Origin of the sequence: Streptomyces sp. Alt3 (genome assembly GCF_030719215.1) — a bacterium.
Lineage (GTDB): Bacteria > Actinomycetota > Actinomycetes > Streptomycetales > Streptomycetaceae > Streptomyces > Streptomyces glycanivorans.
In genome coordinates, this window is sequence record NZ_CP120983.1 from 1,165,871 (window position 1) to 1,190,912 (window position 25,042).

General features: G+C 67.1%; 13 protein-coding genes. 12 read left to right on the top strand and 1 reads right to left on the bottom strand.

Annotated elements, in window-relative coordinates; genetic code table 11:
• The first annotated feature begins 261 nt into the window (after window positions 1-261).
• Both P8A20_RS05190 and P8A20_RS05195 read left to right on the top strand, forming a co-directional pair.
• Complete coding sequence (locus tag P8A20_RS05190) at window positions 262-1,209, top strand: alpha/beta hydrolase fold domain-containing protein (protein ID WP_147964329.1); 948 nt, start codon at window positions 262-264, stop codon at window positions 1,207-1,209.
• A gap of 120 nt (window positions 1,210-1,329) precedes the next feature.
• Window positions 1,330-1,992 carry a TetR/AcrR family transcriptional regulator gene (locus P8A20_RS05195; RefSeq protein ID WP_187282473.1) on the top strand — a complete coding sequence of 221 codons (663 nt, stop codon included), beginning with the start codon at window positions 1,330-1,332 and terminating at the stop codon, window positions 1,990-1,992.
• Between the two features lie 564 nt (window positions 1,993-2,556).
• Here P8A20_RS05195 and P8A20_RS05200 read toward each other — a convergent pair.
• Complete coding sequence (locus P8A20_RS05200; RefSeq protein WP_306102969.1) at window positions 2,557-3,570, bottom strand: LacI family DNA-binding transcriptional regulator; 1,014 nt, start codon at window positions 3,568-3,570, stop codon at window positions 2,557-2,559.
• Window positions 3,571-3,943: 373 nt separating this feature from the next.
• Between P8A20_RS05200 and P8A20_RS05205 the strand changes: the two genes are divergently transcribed.
• From P8A20_RS05205 to P8A20_RS05255, 10 genes are all read left to right on the top strand, one after another.
• Window positions 3,944-4,789 carry a carbohydrate ABC transporter permease gene (locus tag P8A20_RS05205; RefSeq protein WP_261989059.1) on the top strand — a complete coding sequence of 282 codons (846 nt, stop codon included), beginning with the start codon at window positions 3,944-3,946 and terminating at the stop codon, window positions 4,787-4,789.
• Window positions 4,786-5,607 carry a carbohydrate ABC transporter permease gene (locus P8A20_RS05210; protein ID WP_147964309.1) on the top strand — a complete coding sequence of 274 codons (822 nt, stop codon included), beginning with the start codon at window positions 4,786-4,788 and terminating at the stop codon, window positions 5,605-5,607. Before P8A20_RS05205 ends, P8A20_RS05210 begins: the two co-directional genes overlap by 4 nt.
• Window positions 5,608-5,651: 44 nt before the next feature.
• Window positions 5,652-6,926 carry an ABC transporter substrate-binding protein gene (locus tag P8A20_RS05215; protein WP_147964308.1) on the top strand — a complete coding sequence of 425 codons (1,275 nt, stop codon included), beginning with the start codon at window positions 5,652-5,654 and terminating at the stop codon, window positions 6,924-6,926.
• A 95-nt stretch (window positions 6,927-7,021) separates the two neighbouring features.
• The gene (locus P8A20_RS05220) at window positions 7,022-9,640 is read left to right on the top strand and encodes an alpha-L-rhamnosidase C-terminal domain-containing protein (protein WP_306102970.1); all 2,619 of its coding nucleotides are present in this window, start codon (window positions 7,022-7,024) and stop codon (window positions 9,638-9,640) included.
• Between the two features lie 97 nt (window positions 9,641-9,737).
• On the top strand, window positions 9,738-13,367 hold the full coding sequence (locus P8A20_RS05225; protein WP_306102971.1) for a glycosyl hydrolase 115 family protein: 3,630 nt from the start codon (window positions 9,738-9,740) through the stop codon (window positions 13,365-13,367).
• A gap of 119 nt (window positions 13,368-13,486) precedes the next feature.
• Entirely contained in the window at window positions 13,487-15,496 is a 2,010-nt protein-coding gene (locus P8A20_RS05230; protein WP_147964305.1) for a beta-galactosidase, read from the top strand.
• A gap of 108 nt (window positions 15,497-15,604) precedes the next feature.
• A complete protein-coding gene (locus tag P8A20_RS05235) occupies window positions 15,605-17,614 on the top strand; it encodes a glycoside hydrolase family protein (RefSeq protein WP_147964304.1) in 2,010 nt (669 codons plus the stop codon).
• A gap of 121 nt (window positions 17,615-17,735) precedes the next feature.
• A complete protein-coding gene (locus P8A20_RS05240; RefSeq protein ID WP_147964303.1) occupies window positions 17,736-20,117 on the top strand; it encodes a glycoside hydrolase family 28 protein in 2,382 nt (793 codons plus the stop codon).
• A 1,186-nt stretch (window positions 20,118-21,303) separates the two neighbouring features.
• Window positions 21,304-22,508 (top strand): IS3 family transposase gene (locus tag P8A20_RS05250; protein ID WP_306102972.1). Its coding sequence is split into 2 segments (ribosomal slippage): window positions 21,304-21,595 and window positions 21,595-22,508, totalling 1,206 coding nucleotides; the frame shifts between segments, so codons are not numbered across the junction.
• Window positions 22,394-24,418 (top strand): ATP-binding protein, encoded by a 2,025-nt coding sequence (locus tag P8A20_RS05255; protein ID WP_306102973.1) that lies wholly within the window; start codon window positions 22,394-22,396, stop codon window positions 24,416-24,418. Before P8A20_RS05250 ends, P8A20_RS05255 begins: the two co-directional genes overlap by 115 nt.
• Window positions 24,419-25,042: the final 624 nt, after the last annotated feature.

Genomic DNA, 25,042 nt, shown 5'->3' on the forward strand with positions numbered 1-25,042 from the left:
GATTCCGCGGGCCCTCCTGACCGGGGCCGCGGTGGACGGTGCTCCGGGGCAGTCGGCCGACTGCCCCGGAGCACCTCGTGAGGTACCGGTGCAGGTACCCACCGCGTCTCGCCGGCCGGCAGGCGTGGGGTGGCGCGCCCGGCTCCTCCCCACTGACACTGGCGCCTTGGGCCAGTACTGGGAGAAGACAAAGGCCCCTTTGCTGGTGCTTTTTGCTGGATGTCAGTCAGTCTTCCACCAATCGACACGCCTGGAGCAGCTATGCCACTCAACCCCTTCCTCGCCAAGAAGTCACACCTTCTGGAGGGACTCGGCTGGGCGGACCTTCAGTCCGACCCGGAGGCCATGGCCCGCTTCACGGAGTACTTCCGCGATCCCGATCAGTGGACCATGCCGGACGTCTCGGTTGAAGACCGCAAGGTGCCGGGCCCGCACGGAGAAGTACCCGTGCGCATCTACAGTCCACGCGACACGTCTCACGGCGCGGTGCTCTGGCTTCACGGTGGTGGGTTCTCGAGCGGGGATCTCGACATGCCGGAGGCACACCTCGTGTCCGCCGAGCTCGCCGCCCGCGCCCGGACATCGGTGGTGTCCGTCGACTATCGACTGGCCGTTGACGGCACCCACTACCCGGTTCCCGTCGACGACGCGCACGCCGCGTGGCTCTGGCTCGCCGGGGAGTGGTCGGCTCGATCCGGCCCGATCTGCCTCGGAGGTGCCAGCGCGGGAGCCGCGCTCGCCCTGTCCACGGCGATCCGGCTACGCGACCGGGACGAACTCCGTCCAGCCGCCCTACTGCTCGCCTATCCCTTCGTCCACTTTCCAGCACCGGCCCTGGACGAGACGGCGGCGGCCAGAATGCGGGACGTACCACAGCTTCTGCGGTTCACCACCGAGTCCATCGAGCACATGGTGCACACCTATGCGGGCCGCCTGACCGATCTGCCCCCTGACGCGATGCCCGGGGCGGCGAATCTCGCCGGTCTCCCCCCGACCGGCCTCGTCCTCTCCGAGTACGACGACCTCCGGCCGTCCGGCGACCTGCTCGCCCGACAGCTGGAGGAATCAGGAGTCCCGGTCCGGACCTACCTCGCGACGGGCATGATGCACGGGCACCTGAACCGTGGCCCGTCACTCGAAGAGGTCGACCGTTCGCTCGACTTCTTCGTGGCCACGCTGCTGGGCCGACCGCCCGCCCTCGACGAGTGAACGGGGCCCGCAGCCACCGCGCCGGGGCCCGCTCGCCCTCCGGTCCTGACGGCATAGCCCACCGACGATGGCCGGGCCGCCCCCGCCCCGACCACGGGCGGAGTGCCTAGACTGCATAGCGTGTCTTCATCTTCCGAGCAGTCCTCAGCAACGCACGGCATCCGAGCTCCCAAGCAGGAGCGGAGCCAGCGCTCGTTCGAGTTGGCCCTCGACACGACGCTGGAGCTGCTGGCGGAGAAGGGTTACGCGGGCTTCGCCCTGACGGAGGTCAGCAAGCGGTCGGGAGTGTCCATCGGTTCCATCTACACGCGCGTGGACGGCAGGGACGACCTGCTGCGGGCGGCGCAGTCCAGGTTCCAAGAGCGGATGCTCGCAGAGCACCGCTCGCTTGCGGAGCCCGACCGGTGGGTGGGGGTCCCCCTGGAAGAGTTGCTGCCACGGTTGATCGCAGAGTTCGCAGAATTGCTCGAACGGCAGGGCCGGGTGCTGGGAGCGTTCCTCCAGCGTGGGGCCGTCGATCCAGAGGTGGCTCGGGCGGGCAAAGTGTCGTACTTCGACATCCGGGACCGTTTCATCGGTCTCCTGCTGTCACGGCGGGACGAGATCAGCCACCCCGATCCGGTGCGGGCAGTGGGCTCGTGTTTCACCACGGTCTACGCCGCGTTGGCTCGTGGCCTCGCCCTCGACGTGGCCGTCGAGGCAGCGGAGGGCACAGACATGTCCACCCTGCTGGAGGACCTCGGCGCGATGACCCTGGCCTTCCTGCGCACCGACGCTGCGTAACCGCAGGACTCTCGGTGGCCGCCGTGGCGGTGCCGAACAGTACGGAAATCCGAGGGTTCCGGCGATCAGGGTCAGATCGCGCTGACTCGACAGCTGCGGGCGGATACGTGATGACGTGGCAACGGCCGCATCACCATGCCGGGAGGGCCCGTCTGCCCAGCCGATGTCCGGCAGCCTGGACTTGACTACTGCACGAAGCAGACAGATCAGCCACCGCCCTCGGGACACCCCTGGGCCTCGTGCTTTGTGACCGACTGCGCCGCACTTGCCCGCGCCTGACTCTGGACACCTCCACGGAGACAGGCGAAGGCAGTGGCCTGGCCACCCGATCGAAGGCCAGAGCGACATGTGCCTGGCCTGCCTGCTTCGCGCGAACAACTGCCCGGTTGAGGGCTGTGGTTCAGGCAAGCCCAATAGTCGTGGGCACGGGCGCCGAGCGCGACACCACTCCCGGCGCGCCCAGCCTCGACATAAACGCGCGGGAAGTTGAAGACCAAGATCTTTACCTTGCCCCACCCCTCGATCACTCCGCCCATCACCCTCACGCTGCAGGCTGACGAGGCTTCAATCACTATGGCCCGTGGACCGACGCCAGAGAACGGTTGCGACCAATCCGTTCTGTTCCGGGGGTGCTTCGCCGCGCACGAGCGCGACGAGCCGGTGCATGGCCCGGCGGCCGAGCTCCTCGTAGTCGACCTCGACGGTAGTCAGAGCCGGAAACAGCCAGGCACCGACAGGGTTGTTGTCCCAACCGGTGATCACCATGTCGTCGGGTACGCGCCATCCACGCTCGTGTGCCCCGCGGACCGCTGCGGCGGCCAGGATGTCGTTCGCAGCGATGACCGCCGTGACTCTCTCAGCGGCGGGCAGGTCGAGGATCGCGCGCCGACTGGTCTCCGGTGACCAGTCACCCCCGACGACGCCGGCCGAGTGCAGGCCGAGGCGTTGAACGGTTTCGAGGTAAACCCGTTCGCGGGACCGTGCAGTCGGGTAGTCGCGGTCGCCGGCCACGTGCAGGAAAGTCCGATGCCCTGCGGAGGCCAGCCCTTCGATGATCTCGGCAATGGGAGTGGCGTCAGCGAGCTCGCCCATGGCGCGCAGCTCTTCGTCGTACTCGGCGGCCACCACGATGGGGGTGGGCGGCGGGGCCTTCCCGGGCGGGTCGGCGAGGAGGGGGGTCAAGGAGAGCACCCCTTCGAACATGCCTGACTCGGCGAGTTCGAGCATGCGGACGGCAAGCGTTTCTGCCGACCCGTCGAGGGTGACACCTTCGATCTGATAGCCGTGGGCGTGGGCCTTCTCGGTCGCGCCGACGAGCATCCGCACAGCGCCGGCGGCCTGCCCGGCGGGCAGGAGGATTGCCAGGCGCCCCGTGCGGCGGGTCCGCATCGCCCGGGCGGCCAGGTTGGGGCGGTAGCCGAGCTCATCGATGGCTGCGCTGATCGCTTCCTTGGTGGCGTCGCGCACCCCTTGACCGTCGAAGCGCAGGTAGCGCGACACCGTCGTGTGGGAAACCCCTGCGATGCGTGCGATGTCGTAGATCGTCGTGCGTCGGGGCGGAGGCGTGGAAGTGGGCACGACCCGATGATCGCATCCGGGTGTCCGCGCAGAGGACCGATCCCGTTCACGCATATGAATGCGGTCCAAACTCTTGACGCCTTTCGTTATCGATAACTAACGTCACGTTCTCGATAACTTTACTGCAGTCGGCAGCACACCCGTCTCTTCGGAGACGTGTGCCCGACCTGCGACGGCGCTCGACACCGAGCGTCCGGCCTCGGGACACGCCATCGAAGGAGATGAGCCTTGTGAGAGTCGTCTACGCCCCGCCGGACCGGTCGCTATGACCCCATCCCAGACGACAATCCCCGCTCCGGCCAATGCCGTGCGGGTTCCGCCGGATCGTAAGACGATCCCACCGCCCCGTCGACGTGCAGGCCTCCGCCCGCCGGTGTGGTTCGTCATCCCGGCCGTGCTGGTCTATGTGGCCGTGGTCATCGCACCGAACGTCCAGGGACTGGCCTATTCGTTCACCGACTGGGACGGCTTCGGCGCGGCCGCGTCCTTCGTCGGCATCGACAACTACCGCCACGTGTTCGCCGACGACAACGCCGTCGGATCCATCGTGAACACGTTCGTACTGACGCTGCTTGTCACCGTCGGCCAGAACGTGATCGGCCTCCTGCTCGCCTTGGGCCTCAACTCACAGGTCAAAAGCCGGTACTTGCTCCGTCTGGTGTTCTTCCTTCCGGTCGTGCTCACCCCGATCGTCGCCGGCTACCTGTGGAAATACCTGCTCATGCCGGAAGGAACACTCAACGCGGTCCTCGGCTCGCTGGGACTGGACGGACTGCAGCAGGACTGGCTCGGTGATCCCGACCTGGTGTTGTACGCGGTCTGCGCGGCGATCGTCTGGCAGGGTGCGGGCTACTCCATGGTCATCTACCTGGCCGGCCTGCAAGCAGTGCCGAGCGAGGCGCTCGAGGCGGCAGCGATGGACGGGGCGGGCCCGGTGCGCCGCACCTGGTCGATCACCCTTCCGCTCATCAACGGTGCCATCGTCGTCAACCTGCTGCTCACCGTGCTGGGCAATCTCAAACAGTTCGACACCGTCTTCTCCATGACCAGCGGAGGGCCCGCCGGAGCCAGCGAAACGATGGCGACGACCGTGTACAAGTCGGCCTTCCTCTACCTGCAGTACCCCAACGCCCTGGCGCAGGGCGTCCTCCTGACCCTTGTCGTGGGGGTCATCGGCTTCGTTCAGTACCGGCTGACGCAACGGAAGGCCCTGGCATGAACCGTTACACGGGGCGAACCTTCGCTCTGGAGCTGGTGCTGATCGCCGTCGCGGCGATCTTCATGGTCCCGATCCTCGTGCTCATCTCGGTGGCGCTGCGGGACCCGAACAGTACGCCGGGCTTCCTCGGCTTCACCTGGCCGCTGCATTTCGAGAACATCTCGACGGCCTGGACCGCGTCGGCCATGGGGCCCAGCCTCGTCAACAGCATCGTGATCACCACGGTTTCCGTCGCCCTCATCATCGTCGTCGCCTCCGCGGCGAGTTACACCATCACCCGGCGGACCCAGCGGTGGTCCCGCGGCGTCTTCTATCTTTTCCTGACCGGGTTCCTCTTCCCCGGGCAACTGGCGATGCTGCCGCTGTACCTGACGTTCTCCAAGGCGGGTCTCGTCGGCAACCCGGTCACGGTGATCCTGATCTACGTCGCCGGCCATATGCCCTTCACCGTCTTCCTGTACTGCGCCTTCCTGAGGGACCTGCCCCGCGACTACGAGGAAGCGGCGACCATCGATGGCGCCGGGTCACTGCGAATGTTCTGGACCGTGGTCTTCCCACTGGCCCGGCCGGTGACCGGCACCGTGGCCATCCTCACGGCCCTGGGGGTGTGGAACGACTTCCTCAACCCGCTGCTGTACCTGACCGGCGGAAACACCAGGACCGCACCACTATCGGTCTACACCTTCGTCGGTGAGTACAGCGCCAACTGGCCGCTCGTGTTCTCGGCCCTGATCACCTCGGTGATCCCCATCCTGGTCGCCTACTTCCTCATGCAGCGCTTCATCATGCGCGGCTTCGCCTCCGGGCTCAAAGGCTGAACCACCCCTCCACCCGCACCACTCCTCCCGTGAAAGGCTGCACGATGTCATCGACGACAAAGTGCCACACCCTGCGCGCGGTCTGTGCCGCACTGACGATGGCCGCAGCTCTGACCTCCTGCTCCACCGCCAACACCCCGTCAGTCGGGGGCGGCAAGCAGGTCCTGACCGTGGCCACCAACGGCGGATCCGCGCTGAAAGCCGTCCTGGCCGGCTTCGAGAAGCAGAATCCCGGCATCAAGGTGGTCGTCAAGGACTACCCGCAGAACTACCGCGAGATCATCGGCCCTCAGCTGGCGGGCGGCAACGCTCCCGACGTCATCCAGGTGCCACCCGGTGGCGGCAACAACGTCAGCGCGAAGCTCGCCGGCACCAGGGGTTATTACACCGACCTCTCCGACACCGCGTGGGCCCAGCGCGTACCCGACAGCGCACGCGAGCAACTCAGCACGGACGACGGCAGACTCGTCGCAGTGCCGATGACGCTGTCCTCCATCGGGGGTATCTACAACCAGGGAGCCATGGACGCCCTCAAGTTGCGCGTTCCTCAGACCTGGAGTGAGGTCCTCAAGCTCTGCAAGGACGCTCGCTCCGCCGGGAAGACCGCCTACGGGCTGGGTCTGTCCGACACGTGGACCACGCAGATGGTCCCCTATGCCCTGACGGCTTCGCTGGTGTACGGCCCCGAACCGGATTTCGTCGACCATCAACTGGAGGGCGAGGCCACCTTCGCCGACTCCGCCTGGTCCACCGCCATGGACCAGTACCTGCAGATGGACCGCGCCGGCTGCTTCAACAAGAGCCCCAATGGCACGCCCTACTCGCAGGTGCAGGACGCCATCCGGGCCGGAGACACCCTGGCCACGGTGAGCGTCGCCGCCGAAACCGGCAACATCGCCGCCACCGGTCCGAAAGACCTCAATCTCACGTATGCGGCCTTCCCCGCGACCGACGACCCTGAGCAGACCTACCTGCCGACCTCGGTCGGACCGGCGTACGGCATCAATGCGAAGAGCAGTCAGCGGAGTACGGCTCAGAAGCTTCTCTCTTATCTGGCCAGTCCGAAGACACAGGTGGAGCACGCCAAGCAGTACGGTGACGCCGCCGCGATGACGGGCGATCTTCCCCAGGTCACTCAAGTAGCGGCGGTGGTACAGAAGTTCACCGACGTGAACAGGACCACCACCTGGCCGGACCGCCTGTGGCCGAGCACCACCACACAGCCGGCCCTGTTCGACGGCATCCAGGGCCTGTTCAGCAAGCAGGACTCGGTCCCAGACGTCCTGACGGACATGGACGACGCCTTCGATCAGAACTGAAGCATGAACGATGCCGCGGCGTCGGACTGCAGTCACCCACAGCGGAGCACTCAACCACTTCTTCTCCTCCTCCCCTTTCAAGGACCGGCCTGAACATGTTCCCGAACACGGCCCACGAACCCCACCCCCCTGCTGGCGCCGACGCCCCCCGCGCCGGCGGCCGACACGGCGACGACCTCGATCCCGGTGCTGACTGGCAGCACTACGTCCGTGGACCGGCCCAGTCAGTTGTCCGGCCGGTCGCGGTCCTCTCGTCCTTCGGCGACGTCACCGGCGAAGAGGCCCTCCTCACACGGACGGGCAGCGTCGTGCTCACGATGGAGCACGGCGGGAGCGAACCGAGCGTAGTCATGGACTACGGGCAGAACGTGGCCGGCGTCCCGTGGATCGAGGTCGCCTCGTCCACCGGTAAGCCCACCCTGCTGGTGTCCTACAGCGAGAGCGCCACCTGGACGGACGCCGATGGAGACTTCGAAGGCAGTCACAACGACACCGGCAGTCACGACCGGGTGGAGACGTTCCACGTCCACGAACGGGCAACGGTCAGCTCCGGCCTCATCCAGGGCGGCCAGCGCTACCAGCGCATAGCCCTGAGCTCTCCCGGCACTCTCGTGATCAGCGACGTCGGCCTGCACTACACATCCCCTCGGGCCACCGCCGCGGACTACCGAGGCTGGTTCGCCTGCAGCTCGGACCTGCTCAATCGCGTCTGGTACGACGGCGCCTACACCGTCCAGCTCAACCAGCTGCCCGCTTGCACGCTGCCGGTCGCCTGGACGGTCTCGGACGGATCGCTGGTGGCCCGCGGAGGCAATCTCGCGGTGCTCACGTCAGGCACTGGCTGGAGCGACTGCACGGTGACATTCCAGACCCAAGTGGTCGAGCGGGCCGCCGGCTGGATCGTCCGCGCCTCGGAGGAGGGGCGGCACGGATACCTCTTCGTCCTGCGCGCCGCCGAGGGACCGGGGAACCCAGCATGCCTCGAGCAGTTCTACGTCGACGACGGCCACGAGGAACGTCCACAGGACAATGTGCGGCGCTACACCCTGCTGGGGAGAGTTCCCCTCAACCTCGGCCTCGACGGCTCCTGGCACGACGTCCGCACCACAATGGCCGGTCACCTCATCACCGTAGCGGTCGACGGGCAGACCCTGTGCACGCTGGACATCTCCCGGCTGCCGGCGGGCGTGCCCGCGCGGATGAACGGGTCTGTCGGCTTCCACCAAGCCTGGGGCTTCAAGCACCGGGCCGAGCATGCACGCTTCCGCCACCTCCGCGTCGTCGCTGCCGATGGCAGCATCCTGCACCACGACACCCTTGCCGACGAAGCGGCGTTGGCCGCCTTCAGCGGCGACGCGGTGCGTCACCCGAATCCCCTGCCCGTCATCCTCGACGGTGGCAAGCGCGACCGGACCGTGTGGAGCGGCGATCTGCTCGTGCAGATTCCCACCCTCTTCTCCACCACGGCCGCGGAGGACTACGTGCGCGGCTCGATCGAATTGCTGAACGGGTACCAGGAAGCGACCGGTCAGTCGGCAGCCCGAGTTCCCCCGGTTCTGCCACCGGCTTCCGGCCCGCAGCACGGTCAGACCTACTCCGCTGTCTACTCGATGCACCAACTGGTCAACCTGGCTCTACACCACCTCTACACCGGTGACCTCACACTCTCCGAGGAACAATGGCCCTGGGCCCGACGGATGCTCGACTGGTGCCGCACCCTGCTCGACAACCGGGGCCTGATCGTCACCGACGAGAACAACGGCCTGGACTGGGACTGGTACGACGGTCCGAAGACCGGAGCCGTGACCGCCTACAACGCGGCCTACCACCAGATGCTGCACCACGCCGCGGCCGTGGCCGAGGCGCTCGGGCGGCCCGAGGAGGCCGACGGACTGCGGCGACAGGCCGACACCCTGCGGTCGGCCGTCAATGAGCACCTGTACGACACTGCGCGCCACCTCTACCGCCTTTCCGACCAACAGCCGGACGGGGTCAGCCTGGACGGAAACTCCCTGGCCGTCCTGAGCGGTCTGCCGCCCCAGGGCGAAGCGCCGAAGATCCTCGCCGCGCTGGAAGCGGTACTGCCCGGCACGCCCTACGGCCCCTCACCCTTCAGCGCGGACACCGGCTTCTGGCCCCAGGTCAGCCCGTATGTCAGCGACATGTATCTGCGGGCCCTGTTCACCGAGAGAGCCACCTACAATGCCCTGGACCTCATCCGTCGGCTGTGGGGCCACATGGCCACATCCGACCTCCACGCGGTCGGCACCGCATGGGAACTGGTCGGCACCGACGGATCCCCCGGCTTCGGCGCCAAGACCAGCCTGGCCCACGGGTGGGCAGCCGGCGCCACCGCCGCCCTCTCCGCCCACGTCCTGGGCATCCGCCCCGCCTCTCCCGGGTTCGCCACCTGGTCGATCAGCCCACAGCCGGGGGACCTCACGTGGGCACGCGGCCGGGTCCCGACCCCGCACGGCCCCATCGAGGTGTCCTGGACCCGGCCCGGGGACGGTTTCGCCCTAGAACTGACCGTGCCCGACGGGACCCACGGCACCGTGACCGTCCCACTCCCCCGCGAGCAGGCACGCCCGGTGATCCACTTCCTCAGCCCGCACGCTCCCACGGACGACGGCGAGTACCGGGTACGGACGCGGGGCCTCGTCGCGGATCTCTCCATCACCACCGGCGGCAGTTACCGCGTGACGGTCGGCTGACACGCCGCACAGCCCGTCCGAGGACGAGGGCGCGCAGCCCCGCCGAGGGCCGTTTTCCGCCCCGCCGCCCCCAACTCCCAACGAGGTCGAAAGAACCATGGCCTACCTCAGCGACGACCCCGCGACAGGGGCCCTCCTGGCCGCAGCAGGCACCCATACGCCCATCGCCGTCGCACCCGTCGAACCCGAGGCAGTGCGACGCGCCGTCCAGGACCTGGCGCAGGACCTGACGAAGGTGTGCGACGCCACCGCCACCACGGTCGACGAACCTGCCCGCGCCCGGATCGTGGTCGCCACCCTGGGCGAGAGCCCCTACCTCGACGATGCCGACGCGAGGGGCGCTCTCGCGTTGAGCGCTCTGCATGACCCGGCAGGCCAACTGCACTGGGAGGGATACCTGCTGCAGGAAGTCGACGGGCAGCTGTGGATCGTCGGAGCCGACCGACGCGGCACGATCTTCGGTGTCTACGACCTGTGCGAAGCAATAGGCGTCTCGCCCTGGTACTGGTGGGCCGACGTACCACCCCGCCGACGCGAGCACGTGACGGTGCGTCCCGGGATGCAGATCGCCGACCACCCCTCGGTCCGCTATCGGGGGATCTTCCTCAACGACGAGGAGGAACTCGACGCCTGGGCCCGTCGGCACACGAGCGACCACACCATCGGCCCGCAGACCTACGAGAGGGTGTGCGAGCTGCTGCTGCGCCTCAAGGGGAACTACCTGTGGCCGGCGATGCACGTCAACGCCTTCAACGCCGACCCGGAGAACGGCCGCCTGGCCGACAAGATGGGTGTCGTCATCGGGACCAGCCACTGCGACATGCTGCTACGCAGCAACCAGCACGAATGGGAGCCCTGGCTCGCCGAACGCGGCGGGCAGCACGTGGAGTACGACTACTCCCTGGACAGCCCCAACCGCGAGGCCCTGCACGAGTACTGGCACCACAGCATCAAGCAGAACAGCGGCTACGAGGTCACCTGGACCCTGGGGATGCGCGGCATCCACGACTCCGGCTTCCACACCAGAGCCATCGATGAGGACGGCGCCCTGTCCGCCGAGGACAAGCACCGCGCCCGCGTGGACCTGCTCGGCCAGGTGGTCGCCGACCAGCGTCGGCTCCTGAGCGACGAACTCGGTGAGGAACGCGCCCGCCAGGCGCCGCAAATCTTCGTGCCGTACAAGGAGGTCCTGCCGCTCTACGACGACGGGCTGGAGCTTCCCGAGGACATCACCCTCGTCTGGTCCGACGACAGCTACGGCCACCTGCGCCGATTCCCCGACGAGCGAGAACTCCGGCGCTCGGGCGGCCACGGCCTCTACTACCACTCCTCCTACTGGTCGCCACCCTCGCGCAGCTACCTGTGGGTCTCCTCCACCCCGCCCGCACAGATGCGCAACGAACTGAGCAAGGCGTGGGAGCGAGGCATCCGCACCCTGTGGGTCAATAACGTCGGCCCCCTCAAGCCCCTCGAACAGGACATCGAACTGTTCTTGCGCTGTGCCTGGGAGGCCGGTCGGGAGACTTCCACCGCCGACACCACCGCGTACCTCGCGGACTGGATCGACCGCACGTTCAGCGGCGGCCATGGCCCTCAGGTCGCCGAGATCCTGCAGGACTACGCCCAACTGAACAACGTGCGCAAGGTCGAGCAGCTGACGTCGAGGGTCTTCTCCCAGACCGCCTACGGCGACGAAGGCGGGCGGCGGCTCGCGCATCTGCGCCGCCTCTACGACGACGTGAACGCCGTCCGGGCCGCGCTCCCGGAGGAGGAACGCGACGCCTTCATGCAACTGGTCGCCTTCAAGGTGCACGCCGCGTACCTTGCGAACGCCCAGTTCTACTTCGCCGACCGCAGCACCCTGGCGCACGAACAGGGCAAGTTCCCGGCCGCCGACCACTGGCTGGCCGTCTCGCGCCGCTTCGACGCGCTGCGCCGCGCCCTGATCGCCCACTACAACACGGTTATGGCCGGGGGGCGGTGGCGGGACATCATGACGCCCGACTCCTTCCCTCCGCCGGCCACGGCACAGTACGCAGCTGGCCAGCCGGCGCTGACGCTCGGGGACCCAGGCCTCGGGGTGATCGTCTGGGGCGACGACACAGCCAGTGACGACCCGCGCCTGAGCTTCTCCGCGCACGGCACCGGCACCAAGTGGATCGAGGTCTTCAACACCGGCGCCGGCACGATCGACTACACCCTCACCGCCGACCCCTGGATCGGCATCACCGAAACCAGCGGCAGCGTGCGGACCGAACGCCGCCTGGAAGTAAGCATCTCCGACACAGCTCGGGCCGAGGGCGGCACCGGCCGCATCACCCTGCACAGCCCCACGGACGGGCGCACCGTCGTTGTGACCGTGAACGTAGAGCCTTCGACGCCAATACCAGAACTCGCCCGCCCTTGTCACGTGGAAGCAGACGGCTACGTGTCGATGTCCGCGACGGACACGGCCGCCCGCCAGGACGGTCCGGACACCGCCTGGGTGGAGGTCGACCGGCTCGGCCGCGGTGGCGGTGGCCTGCTCGAAGTCCGACGGCGCCCCGAGGGCGACACCCCAGGCACGACTAACCGGAGCGACGGCCCCGCCGCGCTGGAGTACGACGTGCACCTGAGCACGGCTGGCGCACACCTCCTCGAAATACACCGCCTCCCCACCCTGAACTCCACGGGCCGGATGCGGCTCGCCGTCGCGCTCGACGACCGGCAGGCGGCCGTGCTGGAGTCCCCCACCACCGACGAGTACCGGGGAACCTGGAGCGACGCGGTCGTCGAGGACGTCGAGCGGCTGCGGATCCGCCTCCCCTGGGCCGACCCGGGGGTGCACACCCTGCACCTGCGCGCCCTCGACGCCGACCTCGCCTTCGGTCGTCTCGTCCTGTACACGGCACCGCCCCGGCACACCGCGCTCGGCCCGCCCTCCAGCCCTCTGGCAGGCGAGCGGCGCCAGGACGCGCCCGACCCGCTGCCCCACGCCCACGACACCACCGTGCCGGAGCAGTTGTGCCGCGATGTCTACCGGATAGATCCGGAGACTCTGCAGCTGCCTCCCCTCGTGCATGTTCCCCGCGGCTACTGGGACGGTGACACCACCTTCACACCGAACCTCACCACTCAGCAGAGGAGTCTCGGACCCGCCCGTCATCCCGCCCGGCCCGACGGCACGAAGGACCTCCTGGCCGACCTCACGCCCGGACCCGTCCGGGAACACGACGGGGTTCTGGCGATCGACGCCGAGCGGGCGCTCCTCGCCAGCGCGGACGGCTGGCTGACCCCGAGCATCGACGAGCCCGTCGTCGGCTGGACGCACACGCAGGCCGAGACCGAGGGCGGCACCGGCCTTGCCCTGCATGTCGACGCCCCCGGACGCCGATGGGAGGACCCCGGGTCTGCCCCTGGAATCCACCTCGCCGTGCAGGTCAGAACGCCGGGCAGCTATCACGTGTGGGCACTCGTCAAATTCGACGGGGCCGATGACGACTCCTGCGTGCTGGCCCTGGACGGCACCCCGCAGCCCGCGAGCGAACAGTTCGGCGGCGGTGACCTCTTCACCTTCGCCTCCGCCCAGGCGTGGGTATGGGCCGAACTCAGCGAACTGACCCTGACCGTAGGCCGGCACACGGTGTCCGTCCTCGCCCGCAAAGCACGCCTTCGCGTGGATCGCCTCTATCTGACCCTGGGCAACGAGCTCCCGCCCGGTGACGCTCAGTGGCCCCGTAACGGCTGAAGCCGTTCCGTCCGCCCCGTGTCCGGAGGGGGAAGCGGCCCGGCTCAGCATCACGTTGAGGGCCTCACCGCTCCTGAGGGCGGGCGAGACCCCATCGTCAACGAAGAAGGAGGCAGTGCATGCCGAACGACCGCCCATGGCCGCTGGACGTGCCGGGGATCGCCTACGGAGGCGACTACAACCCCGAGCAGTGGCCGCTGGAGACCCAGCTGGAGGACATCCGGCTGATGCAGGAGGCGGGGGTGAATTTGGTGAGCGTCGCCATCTTCTCCTGGGCACATCTCGAACCCCGCGAAGGCGCTTACGACTTCGCCTGGCTGGACGAGGTCCTGGACCGACTGCACACCGGCGGCATCCGCGTCGCCCTGGCCACGGCGACCGCTTCACCGCCCCCGTGGCTGACCCGCAAGCATCCCGAGATCCTGCCCGAACAGGCCGACGGCACCGTCCTGCACCAGGGCTCCCGCCAGTCGTACGCCGTCTCCTCGCCGGTCTTCCGCCAATACGCTCTGGCCATGACCCGCCGGATGGCGGAGCGCTACCGCGATCACCCGGCACTTGCGCTGTGGCACGTCGACAACGAACTCGGCTGCCACGTACCGCACGACTACTCCGACAACGCCGCGGTGGCCTTCAGGAGCTGGCTCCAGGAGCGCTACAAGAGCATCGACGCACTCAACTCGGCATGGGGAACGGCGTTCTGGTCACAGCGCTACGACTCCTTCGGGGAGATACTGCCGCCCCGTTCAGCCCCCACGTATGTCAACCCGACACAGCAGCTGGACTTCGCCCGGTTCTCGTCCGACGAGCAGCTCGTGCACTACCGCGCTCTACGTGACGTGCTGCGCGAGGTGACCCCTCGCGTGCCGACAACGACGAATTTCATGATGAACACGCACAACAAGTGGGTGGACTATTTCTCCTGGGCCGACGACATGGACGTGGTGGCCAACGACCACTACCTGATCGCACGTGACCCTGAAGCGCACATCGGGCTCGCCTTCAGTGCTGACCTCAGCCGCGGTGTCGCCGGCGGGGAGCCGTGGATGCTGATGGAGCATTCGACGTCAGCCGTCAACTGGCAGCCGCGCAACAGCGCCAAGGGCGCCGGAGAGATGCTGCGCAACTCTCTTGGTCACCTGGCACGCGGTGCGGACGCAGTCATGTTCTTCCAGTGGCGCCAGTCCGTCGCGGGCGCGGAGAAGTACCACTCCGCCATGCTGCCGCACGCCGGCCAGGACACCGACGTGTGGCGCAACACCGTGGAACTGGGACGACGTCTCAAAGCCCTGGCCCCGGTCAGGGAGAGCCGCGTCAGGGCTGACGTAGCCCTCGTGTTCGACTATCCCTCCTGGTGGGGCACCGAACTGGACGGCCACCCCGTCCACGACCTCAGCTACCCGGACGAGGTGCTGCGCTGGTACCGCGCGCTGTGGCTGCGGGGCATCACGGTCGATGTCGTTTCCGCGGAGACCGACCTCAGCGGCTACAGGCTGGTGCTCGTCCCCAACCTGTACAGCGTCACCGATCACGACGCCGCCCGCATCGCCGAGGCCGCACACGCAGGCGCCGGCGTCCTGATCACCTTCTTCAGCGGCATCGTGGACGAGCACGACCACATCCGGCTCGGCGGCTACCCCGGAGCCTTCCGGGAACTCCTCGGCGTAAGGTCCGAAGAGTTCCACCCGCTCCAGGACGGTGAACTGCTCACCCTGGACGACGGCACCCGTGCCGATCTGTGGAGCGAGAAAACCCACCTCCACAGCGCCAAGGCTGTACGCACCTGGGCCGACGGGCCCCTGGCGGGCTTCCCGGCCGTCACCCGCAACGACGTCGGCCACGGCTCCGCCTGGTACGTCGCCACCCGCCCCGACGACGAAGCCATCGGCAGAATTGTCGACCAGGTACTCGCCGAGGCAGAAGTTCCCCCCACCCTCGCCACGCTGCCGGCGGGAGTCGAAGCCGTACGACGCCACGCGGCCGACGGGTCCAGCTTCCTCTTCGTCATCAACCACACCGAACACGGCGTTGACGTACCCACGAGCGGGCGTGACCTGCTCCGCGACCAGAACGTCACCGGCACACTCCACGTGTCCGCACTGGACAGCGCCGTGATCCACGAACACTGACCACACCGCTCACGACGGCACCGCGTCGACGAACAGACCCTCGGCGCGGCTCCGCACTCTCCCCTGGGCAGCCAGGGAACTCCCATCACCCGATAGGACGGAAACCCGATGGATGCCATGTGGGACAACGCCGTTTCACGCAGGTCACTGCTCGCCGGCGCGGCGACCGGGGCGGCAGCGGTAGCCCTGGGTACAGGCGGGGCAAGTGCGGCCACCGCGGACGGCGACGACTTGGAGCGACTGTACGGTTCGCTGGCCGGCGAGGTCGCAGACGACTACACGCCCGTCTCGTGGCGTGCGTTCGCCCCCGTCCGCACGGCGGCCGGCACGCTGCTCGCAGGTTCACCGACCCCGCAACAACGCCAGGAAGCCCAGCAAGCGCTCGCGACCGCAGCTGACCGCCTCGTCATGATCAGGGGGCTCCGCCACCTCATCGCCGAGTACCAGAACCGGAATCACGCCGACTACACCCGACGTTCCTGGCATGACCTGCCCCGCACGCTCGCCGCAGCCCGAGCCGTCCTGGGAACGGACGACGCCACCCGCGAGGACGTCGTCCAGGCCAAGAACACACTCCAGGAGGCGGCGACCGGCTTGACGCCGACAGCAGCACATGCCTTCGGCGACATACGAAACGACTCCTTCTGGCACGACACGGTCGGCAACCCGATCTACTCCCAGGGCGGTGGCGTCTTCCGCTTCGGCGACACCTACTACTGGTACGGCGTCCGCTACACCGGTGCGGAGCAGTACTACAACAGCCCCACCCGGACCTACGACTCGACGTTCGTCGCGATCACGTGCTACTCGTCCCGGGATCTCACGAGCTGGACCTTCGAGAAGAACATCGCGACCGTCTCCACCCCTCTCTGGGTCCCTTCGGAGAAGGAGACAAACGACTCAACCTTCTCGCAGATGAAGAACCTCGCCGACACCTCATGGCTGGGCCGGCTCGGCGTAGTCCACAACCCGAACACCGGTAAGTACGTCCTGCTCATCCAGATGGGCAACGCCCTCGACACGGACGGAAACAACGGCGCCGTCCTCTTCCTCCAGGGCGACCACCCGGCCGACGACTTCGCCTACGCGAACATCCAGCCGCAGATCGTCGGCGTCCCTACCCAGTCCACCAAGGACCAGACGGTCTTCATCGACGACGACGGCTCCGGATACCTCGTCTTCTCCGGAGGCACCGGCCGCGTCTACTCCTACGTCAGCAAGATCGCCGAGGCCGACTCCCTGAGCATCGAGCCGGCCGTCCAGATCGGCTACGTGGCCAAGGGCCGCGAAGGCAACGCGATGTTCAAGTACGACGGCCACTACTACGTGGCCACCTCCAACCTGCACGGCTGGAACTCCTCCCAGGCATACGTCATCAAGTCGAAGACGTCCGACATCCAAGGCGAGTACACAGCCGAGTACGTTCTCCCGGGCACCGAGAAGGACTACAGCCACGTCACTCAGACCGGCTTCTTCATCACCGTCAAGGGGCAGAAGCAGGACGCCGTCATCTTCGCCGGCGACCGCTGGGCGGACTTCGCCTGGAACGGCCTCGGCTACAACCAGTGGATGCCCCTGTCGGACACCGGCGACGGGCTGGCCTTCGAGTCCCTGAGCCACTGGGAACTGAACGCCGTCACGGGAGCCTGGAGGACCGGGCGCGACAACAACTACCTGCTGAACCCGGAGTTCGCCGCCGACCGGGTCGCGGTGACCACACTCACCGGGTGGACCACCCGGATCGACACCGACGTCTCGGCCAGCAACTTCGTCGCGAACACCTCACCGGGGTCCGACTCCACACGGTTCGCTCTGAAACTCGGCGCCAGCAGCCCGTTCTCGGGTTCGTTGTCCCAGGAAATCGCCGTGCCCGCGGGAAGGTATCGGCTCTCGGCCAAGGCCCGGGCCGACGGCGGACTCGACTACGCCCGCATAAGGATCACCAGCCGTGCGAAGGAACATCTCCTCGACCTCAACCAGCCGACCAGCGAGTGGCACACCCTCAGCTTCGACAGCCTGCTGCTCCCCGCCGGACCCGTCACGGTGGCAATCGAGGTACGCAGCACCACGGGCAGTCGATGGATCACCCTCGACGCCCTGGCACTGACCCGCCGGTGACGGGCCCCGCCAAGATCCTGATGGCGAAAGCAGCCGAACAGAGCCGGGCCGTATCCCACTGTGGCCCGAACCCCGTCCGGGCATCCGCCCCGGACCCGTCCGAACTCAGGGAGCGATCAACATGAAGCGCCGTACATTCGTTGCCGCCGGCCTCTCACTGACTGCACAAGCCGCCTTGGCCGGAACCGCCCACGCCGGCACCACCACCCGTGCCGCTTCCAGCGGCACCGTGGTAGTGGCCAAGCACGGATCCGCATCTGCCCTGCACACCGTCGGCACATCCACGGTCACGGTGAAACCACGCACCACCGTGCGTCAAGTACTGGCGCAGTTGACCGCGTCCGACCGATCCCATCAGCTGCGCACGGTGGTGGACACGACAGGTACAGCGAAGTCCATCGGCCAAATCCGCAACGGTGACCGCCTGGTCGTCCGAGCCGCGGACGGCCACTCGACACGCAGCTACGCCCTGACGGTCCACGACCCCGAAGCCGTTGAACGAGACGGCGACTACTGGAACGCCGCGCTCTACGAAGAGATCGACCGCATCGTCAACACTCACACACCGGTCTTCCCCGACCGCCGGTTCGACATCACCTCACCCACATACCGTCCGTTCGTCCGAAGGGCGACAGAGACGTACGCAGAGGGCAACGAGGCCGGCGACCCGGCGGTCAAGGACTCTCCCCTGGTCTACAAGTCGCGTCGGGTGTGGTTCTACGGCGAGGCCATCAACGCGGCCATCGAGGACTGCCACCGCGCCGGCGGCGGCATCGTCGTCATCCCGGCTGGAGGCTCCCGCAACGATGACGGGGCCTACTACTCGGGTGCCATCAACCTGCTGAGCGGTGTGAATCTGCACGTGGCCGAAGACGCCGTCGTGAAGTTCATGCGCACCAAGTCAAACGAGTACTACCCGGTCGTGCGCACCAGTTACGAGGGCACCGACATGTACGGGTTCTCACCGTTGATCTACGCCCTGCACCAGCGCGACATCGCGGTGACCGGACACGGGACGCTCGACGGGCAGGAGGACATGTGGAACTGGCGGCCCTGGAAGAAGGGCTACTGGGGCGAGCCCTCGGTGGAGGACAAGACCACCACGGCCTCATACGGGCAGAACGGCATCCTCAACCAGATGAACTTCCAGGACACACCCATAGAGACACGCATCTTCTCCGACGACGGTCACCGGCCGGCCACGATCCCGGTGGTCCGCAACGGACGTGTGCGCCAGATACCACCGCCCGCCGACGCCAAGCCCATGAGGTCGTCGTTCCGACCCTCGTTCATCCAGCCGAACGACTCGACCAACGTCCTGATCGAGGGGGTACGGATACGCAATATCCCCTTCTGGACTGTGCATCCCCTCAACTGCACCAACGTGCTGATCCGCGACCTCGACATCTACAGCAACAAGACCACCGATTTCGAGCTGAACTGGAACAACGACGATGGCATCGATCCCGAATCGTGCCGTAATGTCGTCATGGAGAACAACCACGTCACAACCAGCGACGACGGTGTCGCGGTCAAGGCCGGCCGCAATGTGAACGGGCGTGAACACCGGGCCCCCAGCGAACGCATCATCATCCGCGACTCCGCCTACCGCAACGACGGAGGAGACGGCGCAGCCATCTCCATGGGCAGCGAGATGTCGGGAAGCATTCGTGACGTCTTCATCCACGACAGCGTCTTCGGCGGACCCGACCTGTCCTTGATCCTGAAGATCAAAACCAACTCAAACCGCGGCGGCCTGGTGGAACGCGTCTACGTGCGCGACTGCCTCCTCGAACAGTCCAATCACGGCCTGGTGCAGCTCGACGCAAACTACCGAGAAACCGTGCCGTTCCCGAACGCCGATGCCTTCAACCCGACCATCCGCAACATCTACGTGGACCGGGTGAACACCGCCCCCACCATGTCCCGAGGCAAGACGACCTTCGCCCTCTCCAGCTCAGCTTCCCGAAGCCCTGTGGAGGGCGTCTACTACCGCGACTCAACCTTCCACACCACCAGCAACCTGGCAGCAGGATTCAAAAGCGTCAAGATCATCAAGAACTTCGTGGTCGACAACGTCACCTACGTCGACCCCGACACCGGGGCCACCACCCGGTACGACACCACCCCTCTGAACCTCCTCGACCGGACCCGAGCCGTCAGCGACACCTCCACGAACACCGACGTCCAGCTGACCCCCGTCAGCATCGACCAGCCAGACGCCATCACCCAGGTACCCGCCGGCACCTTCACGCTCGACGGCGCCGTGGACCTGACTGGCCACCCGAACTTCCCGCAGACCGGCACCATCCGCGCCTTCCTCGACCGCGACACGACCCCCATCGCCGTGCACCTGAACCCGGACGGCAGCTTCCACAGCGACCCGATCACCCTGAACGACGATCAGCCCTGGTTCCAGGACCGCCACTACGTAGCAGTCAACTTCTACGACGGCATCAACATCAACACGGCGGTGTACCAGGTAGCACGCCGCGCCCAATAGTCCACCGGTCCTGACCACATCGCATCGGCGATGCGATCGGACGAAGTCCGGCGACAACCGCTCGCGCCACCGCGCACTCGGCGTCTCATAGCCGGTGGGACTGGCCTATTCACAGCCGGTCCCACCCCGTCGCGCGTGAGGAGGAAGCGTTCACTGCGGCGGAACCGAGCGCGCGGTAAGTACACGCTGGGCGATCGAGGCCAAGCTCGAGAAGGTAAGGGAGACCGGCTACGTCACCAACATAGAGGAAAAGAGAACGGGACCTCTGCGCGGTGGCCGCCACGGTACGGAACCGGCAAGGATTGGCCTGCGGTGCTCGGTCTGTATCCGGCCCGGCGAGGCGGACCGACGCCAAACTCGCCCTCCTCAGTGGCGCTGTCATCGCCGCCGCCACCGAACTCGGCGCGCGGCTCGGGTAAGGCGCAGACTGAGCCCCTCGTCCTGGCGGTGGGGGAGGCTCGAGGGCTGACTGGTGGACGTGGCGAAACTCCTGGTAGACGGGTTGTCGAGCAAGAGCGACCGCAAAACCAGGAGCCCTGGTGTTTGTGTACCCGTCAGCAATCGACCCGTACAGCTCGGCCTAACGCCTCCTCGCCCGCCAACTCGCCGTCGGGCGGCAGCGAACTGTCAACCGTCGGCGGCACCCCGCGTTGGGACGGCAGGCCCTCCTTGCCCCCGCCCATCTACACTGCGGCGACACCTGCGCCCGGTTCGCCGCCGGGTTCGGCATCGGCCTGGCAACCTTGTGCTGCTACGTCTACACAACTCCAAGAGGAAGCGCACCGCTTCCCGGCCGAAGCGACGGCCAAGAACAGAGCGAGATTCGGGCACACGTACGGAGCGACTACCCTCGCTGCCGATGACGCCATGTACCTGGCCAGGGAGGCGCAGAACCAGTCGTTACACGGCGCCGTGTTAGCCGCTCCAAGGGGCAGACCGGCGCCCCGTGCTCACGCACCCGGCTATAGCGTTCGGACGCTCGGGCGGCAACCTCAGGCTCTCAGCTCGGACAGGTTCGCGACCCGCCGGGGGGGTGGGGCACCGATCTCCAACCACCGTCCCGGATCAGGAACCCAAAATGCCGGAGCCCGCACGTCCAAATCGTCGTAACCTGACCGGGGGGCCTTGACCCCGGATGTTGGACACACGAGACACTGGATCCTGAGGATCTGAGAACGGACATCTCGTGGTCATGAAGAACTACCCGCCACAGTTCAAGGCGGACGCGGTCGCGCTGTACGAGTCGCGGCCGGAAGCGACGATCAGGTCGGTCGCAGCCGATCTGGGGATCAACCCGGAGACCCTGCGGAACTGGGTCCGGGCAGCCGGGGTGAGCCGTCCCCGAGGACGGCGGACACAGGAACCAGGCCTGCCGCCGGCACCGCTGGAGGCGGAGAACGCCGCCTTGCGGAAGAAGGTCCGTGAGCTGGAGGAGGAACGGGAGATCCTGCGCAAAGCGGCGAAGTATTTCGCCGGGGAGACGCGCTGGTGAACCGCTTCCAGTGTGTCGCCGACCTCCAGCGCCGTCACGGCGTGAAGCGGCTCTGCAGCATCCTCGGCGTCAGCCGCTCGAGCTTCTACTACTGGCGGCGGACGGCTGCGGACCGCGCCGCCCGGCAGGTGGCCGACGCCCGCCTGGCCGCCCGGATACGGGCGGTGCACCAGGAATCGGACGGCACCTACGGAGCCCCGAGGATCACCGCCGAGCTCCGCGAGGAGAACGGTGTCGCGGTCAATCACAAGCGCGTCGCCAGGATCATGCGGGCGTCCGGGATCGAAGGAATCCGGTTGCGCCGCCGGCACCGCACCACTGTCCCCGACCCGGCCGCCGCCAAGGCCCCGGACCTGATCGGCCGCGACTTCACCGCGGACAGGCCGAACACGAAGTACGTCGGCGACATCACCTACCTGCCCATCGAGGACGGGAAGTTCTGCTACCTGGCGACCGTCATCGACCTCGCATCACGCCGTCTGGCCGGCTGGGCGATCGCCGACCACATGCGCGCGGACCTCGTCACCGACGCCCTGACCGCAGCGATCCGAACCCGCGGCAGCCTCGCCGGATCGATCATGCACACCGACCACGGAGCCCAGTACACGAGCAAAATCTTCGCCGAAGCCTGCAGGTCAGCAGGGGTTCGGCGAAGCATGAGCGCGGTCGGGTCCAGCGCGGACAACGCACTCGCCGAATCCTTCAACGCGACCTTCAAACGCGAGACCCTGCAAGGACGAAAAAGCTGGCCGACCGAGCGCGAGGCCCGACTCGACGCCTTCCGATGGCTCCACCGCTACAACACCCGACGCCGACACTCCCGCCTCGGACAACGATCACCCATCGCCTTCGAGAACGCCCTCCACCGCACACCAACTACGCTGCCACAAGCCGCATAACCCGTGTTCAGAATTCGGGGTCAAGGCCCACCATCGAGCGATCTGGTACCACGGGCATAGACAAGATCGTCGTTGTCGACAACGGCGACGGCATCACCCCGGAGAAGGCTCGGACTGCCTTCAAACAGGTCGGCAATTCCGACAAGCGGGTAGGCGGCACAACCGACCGGCTGCAGCGTCCGCTCCATGGGAAAGCCGGCCGCGGACGCTTGCGGGCTTTCGCGCTGGGTAATGCGACGCGCTGGACGAGCACAGCTCGCGCAGGGGACGGCCAGTTGATGCGCACGACGATCGAGTCGGCGATCAGCCGTCGGACGACGTGGCGGATCGACACGCAGCCGATGCCGGGGACGGACAGCCCAGGCACGAAGGTGGAGCTCTGGGGAAAGCAGGCAAACCACCTCAACAAGCTCCTGGAGCCCAAAGCCGCCACCCAGATCACGGCGACCCTCGCGCCCTATCTCCTGACCTGGACCGATGTCCGGGTCATCTACGACGGCCAGCGCATCGACCCACAGACCCAGATCCAGGCCGAAGAATTCGAGAACCTCACCTTCGATCACGAGGGCCAGACGTATCCCTTCCACATCCGGCTGATCCACTGGCGCACGGGCGCAGAGCGCACCATCGCTCTGTGCGACGCCGCCAGCGCCCCGGTGGAGAGCCTCGATGTCTCCACCGAACACGCTGACTTCTCTTACACGGCCTACGTGTTGTGGGAACCGATGCCCCGACACCGCAACGAAATCCCTTTGATCACGTTAGGTGGCGACACCCCCCTGACGCCCCTGTTGCGGACCGCCCGCGAATGGATTGGCGCACGGCTCGAAGAACGGCGCCGACGGCAGCGCCGCCAGCTTGTCGAGCGGTGGATAGAGGAAGGCGTCTACCCCTACCCGCGCCGGGCGGAGGGTGATCAGGCCCGTGCCGAACAGGCGACGTTCGACTTGGTCGCCACCTCCATCAACCGCCACATCACAGGCGACAGGACGAAGAAGCGACTCACTCTGTCCCTGCTGCAGAACTCCCTCCGGCACAACCCTGACGAGATGGTGGAGATCCTGGAGAAGGTGCTGAGCCTGGGAGGTGACGACGTCAGCCACCTGCACGGCCTCCTCCAGCAGACCAGCCTGTCGAACATCATCCGTGCATCGTCCATCGTCACCTCACGGCTGCAGTTCCTGACCGCCCTTGAGCATCTGGTCTTCGACGTGGACATCTACGGAGTGGTAAAGGAACGCGATCACCTTCACAAGATCCTTGAACGCGAACTGTGGATCTTTGGCGAAGAGTTCAACATGATGCGCAGCAGCGAGATCGGTCTGACCCGCATGCTGGAACACCATCGGCGCGCCCTTGGCTGGGACCCAACCCCAGACGGGCCCGTCCGCGCGGTCGACGGCAGCATACGGCGAGTCGATCTCATGCTTTCCGCTGAAAGTCACGAGCACGATCGCGTCCGGCACCTTGTGATCGAGCTCAAGGCGCCCGCCGTCGACGCCGACCGCGAGCAGGCTCTCCAGGTCGATGATTACATGCAGGCCGTCCTCAACGAGCCGCGCTTTGCCAACGTCGAAACCACCTGGGACTTCTACCTTGTCGTCCGTTCGGTCAAGGACAGGCTTATGCCAGCTCTTCGCCAGGCGAACAAGCCCGAGGGCCTGTACAGCGAACCCACCCAGTACGAGCACGCCAGTGTCCGGGTCTGGGTGCGCACGTGGTCCGAAATCCTGCGAGAGGCCAAGCAGCGGCTGGAGTTCGTCAAGAAGGGCATCGACCACAACCCCTCCCTCGAACAGGCCCTCGCCTACCTCCGTCACCGCCACGGCGATCTTCTTCCCGACCAACTGCGCCAGCCGGCCGCAGTTCCCACGCCCCGCACCGGGGCAGCCCATAATCCAGCTGTCTGATCCGGCCCGGGCGGAGGTCTGGGCCCGCCCAAGAGCTCTCCACGCCAGACCATCGCCCCGACCACGGGTCCGACCATGCCGTGTCGAAGGACGGACGCGAACTGCGGCTCGCGCTGGCCTGGTAGTGCGCGCAACCGGCGACCAACTCCAGATCGTGGGCACCAATCGCAAGGCGACACGGTGACGAGTCGGCCCGGCCGCCGCCTCACCTCATACGGCCCCGTGTTGCGCTGGAGGTTGCGACAGGTGCTGGGTGGTGTTGCCGACGTACTCACGTTTCACTCGACGACCTGTTCCGCCAGGCCGAGGCAGCAGGCCGCGGGCTGTGGTCCGCTGGGTACGAGGGGCGGGACATCGCGTCATTCGTTGCCGCCCTGCTCTCTGCCCAGATCAGCATGGTCGCCGACGTCCGCCTGACGCCCATCAGCCGCAAGCCGGGCTTACCAAGACCCACCTCACACGCGCCGTCGATGCGGCCGGCATCGCCTACACCCACCTGCGCGCCCCGGGCAACCCGAAGGATAACCGGGCCCTGTTGCGGGACGGGCGGGTCAGCGAGGGCGAGCGCGCTTCCGTAGCCTGCTGCACTCCGATGCGCGGGCCACGCAACACGTCCCATCCGAA

Bases quoted from the DNA above. Each gene is read 5' to 3' on its own strand.
- P8A20_RS05190 (WP_147964329.1), top strand. From the start codon at position 262: ATGCCACTCAACCCCTTCCTCGCCAAGAAGTCACACCTTCTGGAGGGA.
- P8A20_RS05210 (WP_147964309.1), top strand. From the start codon at position 4,786: ATGAACCGTTACACGGGGCGAACCTTCGCTCTGGAGCTGGTGCTGATC.
- P8A20_RS05215 (WP_147964308.1), top strand. From the start codon at position 5,652: ATGTCATCGACGACAAAGTGCCACACCCTGCGCGCGGTCTGTGCCGCA.
- P8A20_RS05235 (WP_147964304.1), top strand. From the start codon at position 15,605: ATGGATGCCATGTGGGACAACGCCGTTTCACGCAGGTCACTGCTCGCC.
- P8A20_RS05225 (WP_306102971.1), top strand. From the start codon at position 9,738: ATGGCCTACCTCAGCGACGACCCCGCGACAGGGGCCCTCCTGGCCGCA.
- P8A20_RS05230 (WP_147964305.1), top strand. From the start codon at position 13,487: ATGCCGAACGACCGCCCATGGCCGCTGGACGTGCCGGGGATCGCCTAC.
- P8A20_RS05255 (WP_306102973.1), top strand. From the start codon at position 22,394: ATGGCTCCACCGCTACAACACCCGACGCCGACACTCCCGCCTCGGACA.
- P8A20_RS05220 (WP_306102970.1), top strand. From the start codon at position 7,022: ATGTTCCCGAACACGGCCCACGAACCCCACCCCCCTGCTGGCGCCGAC.
- P8A20_RS05240 (WP_147964303.1), top strand. From the start codon at position 17,736: ATGAAGCGCCGTACATTCGTTGCCGCCGGCCTCTCACTGACTGCACAA.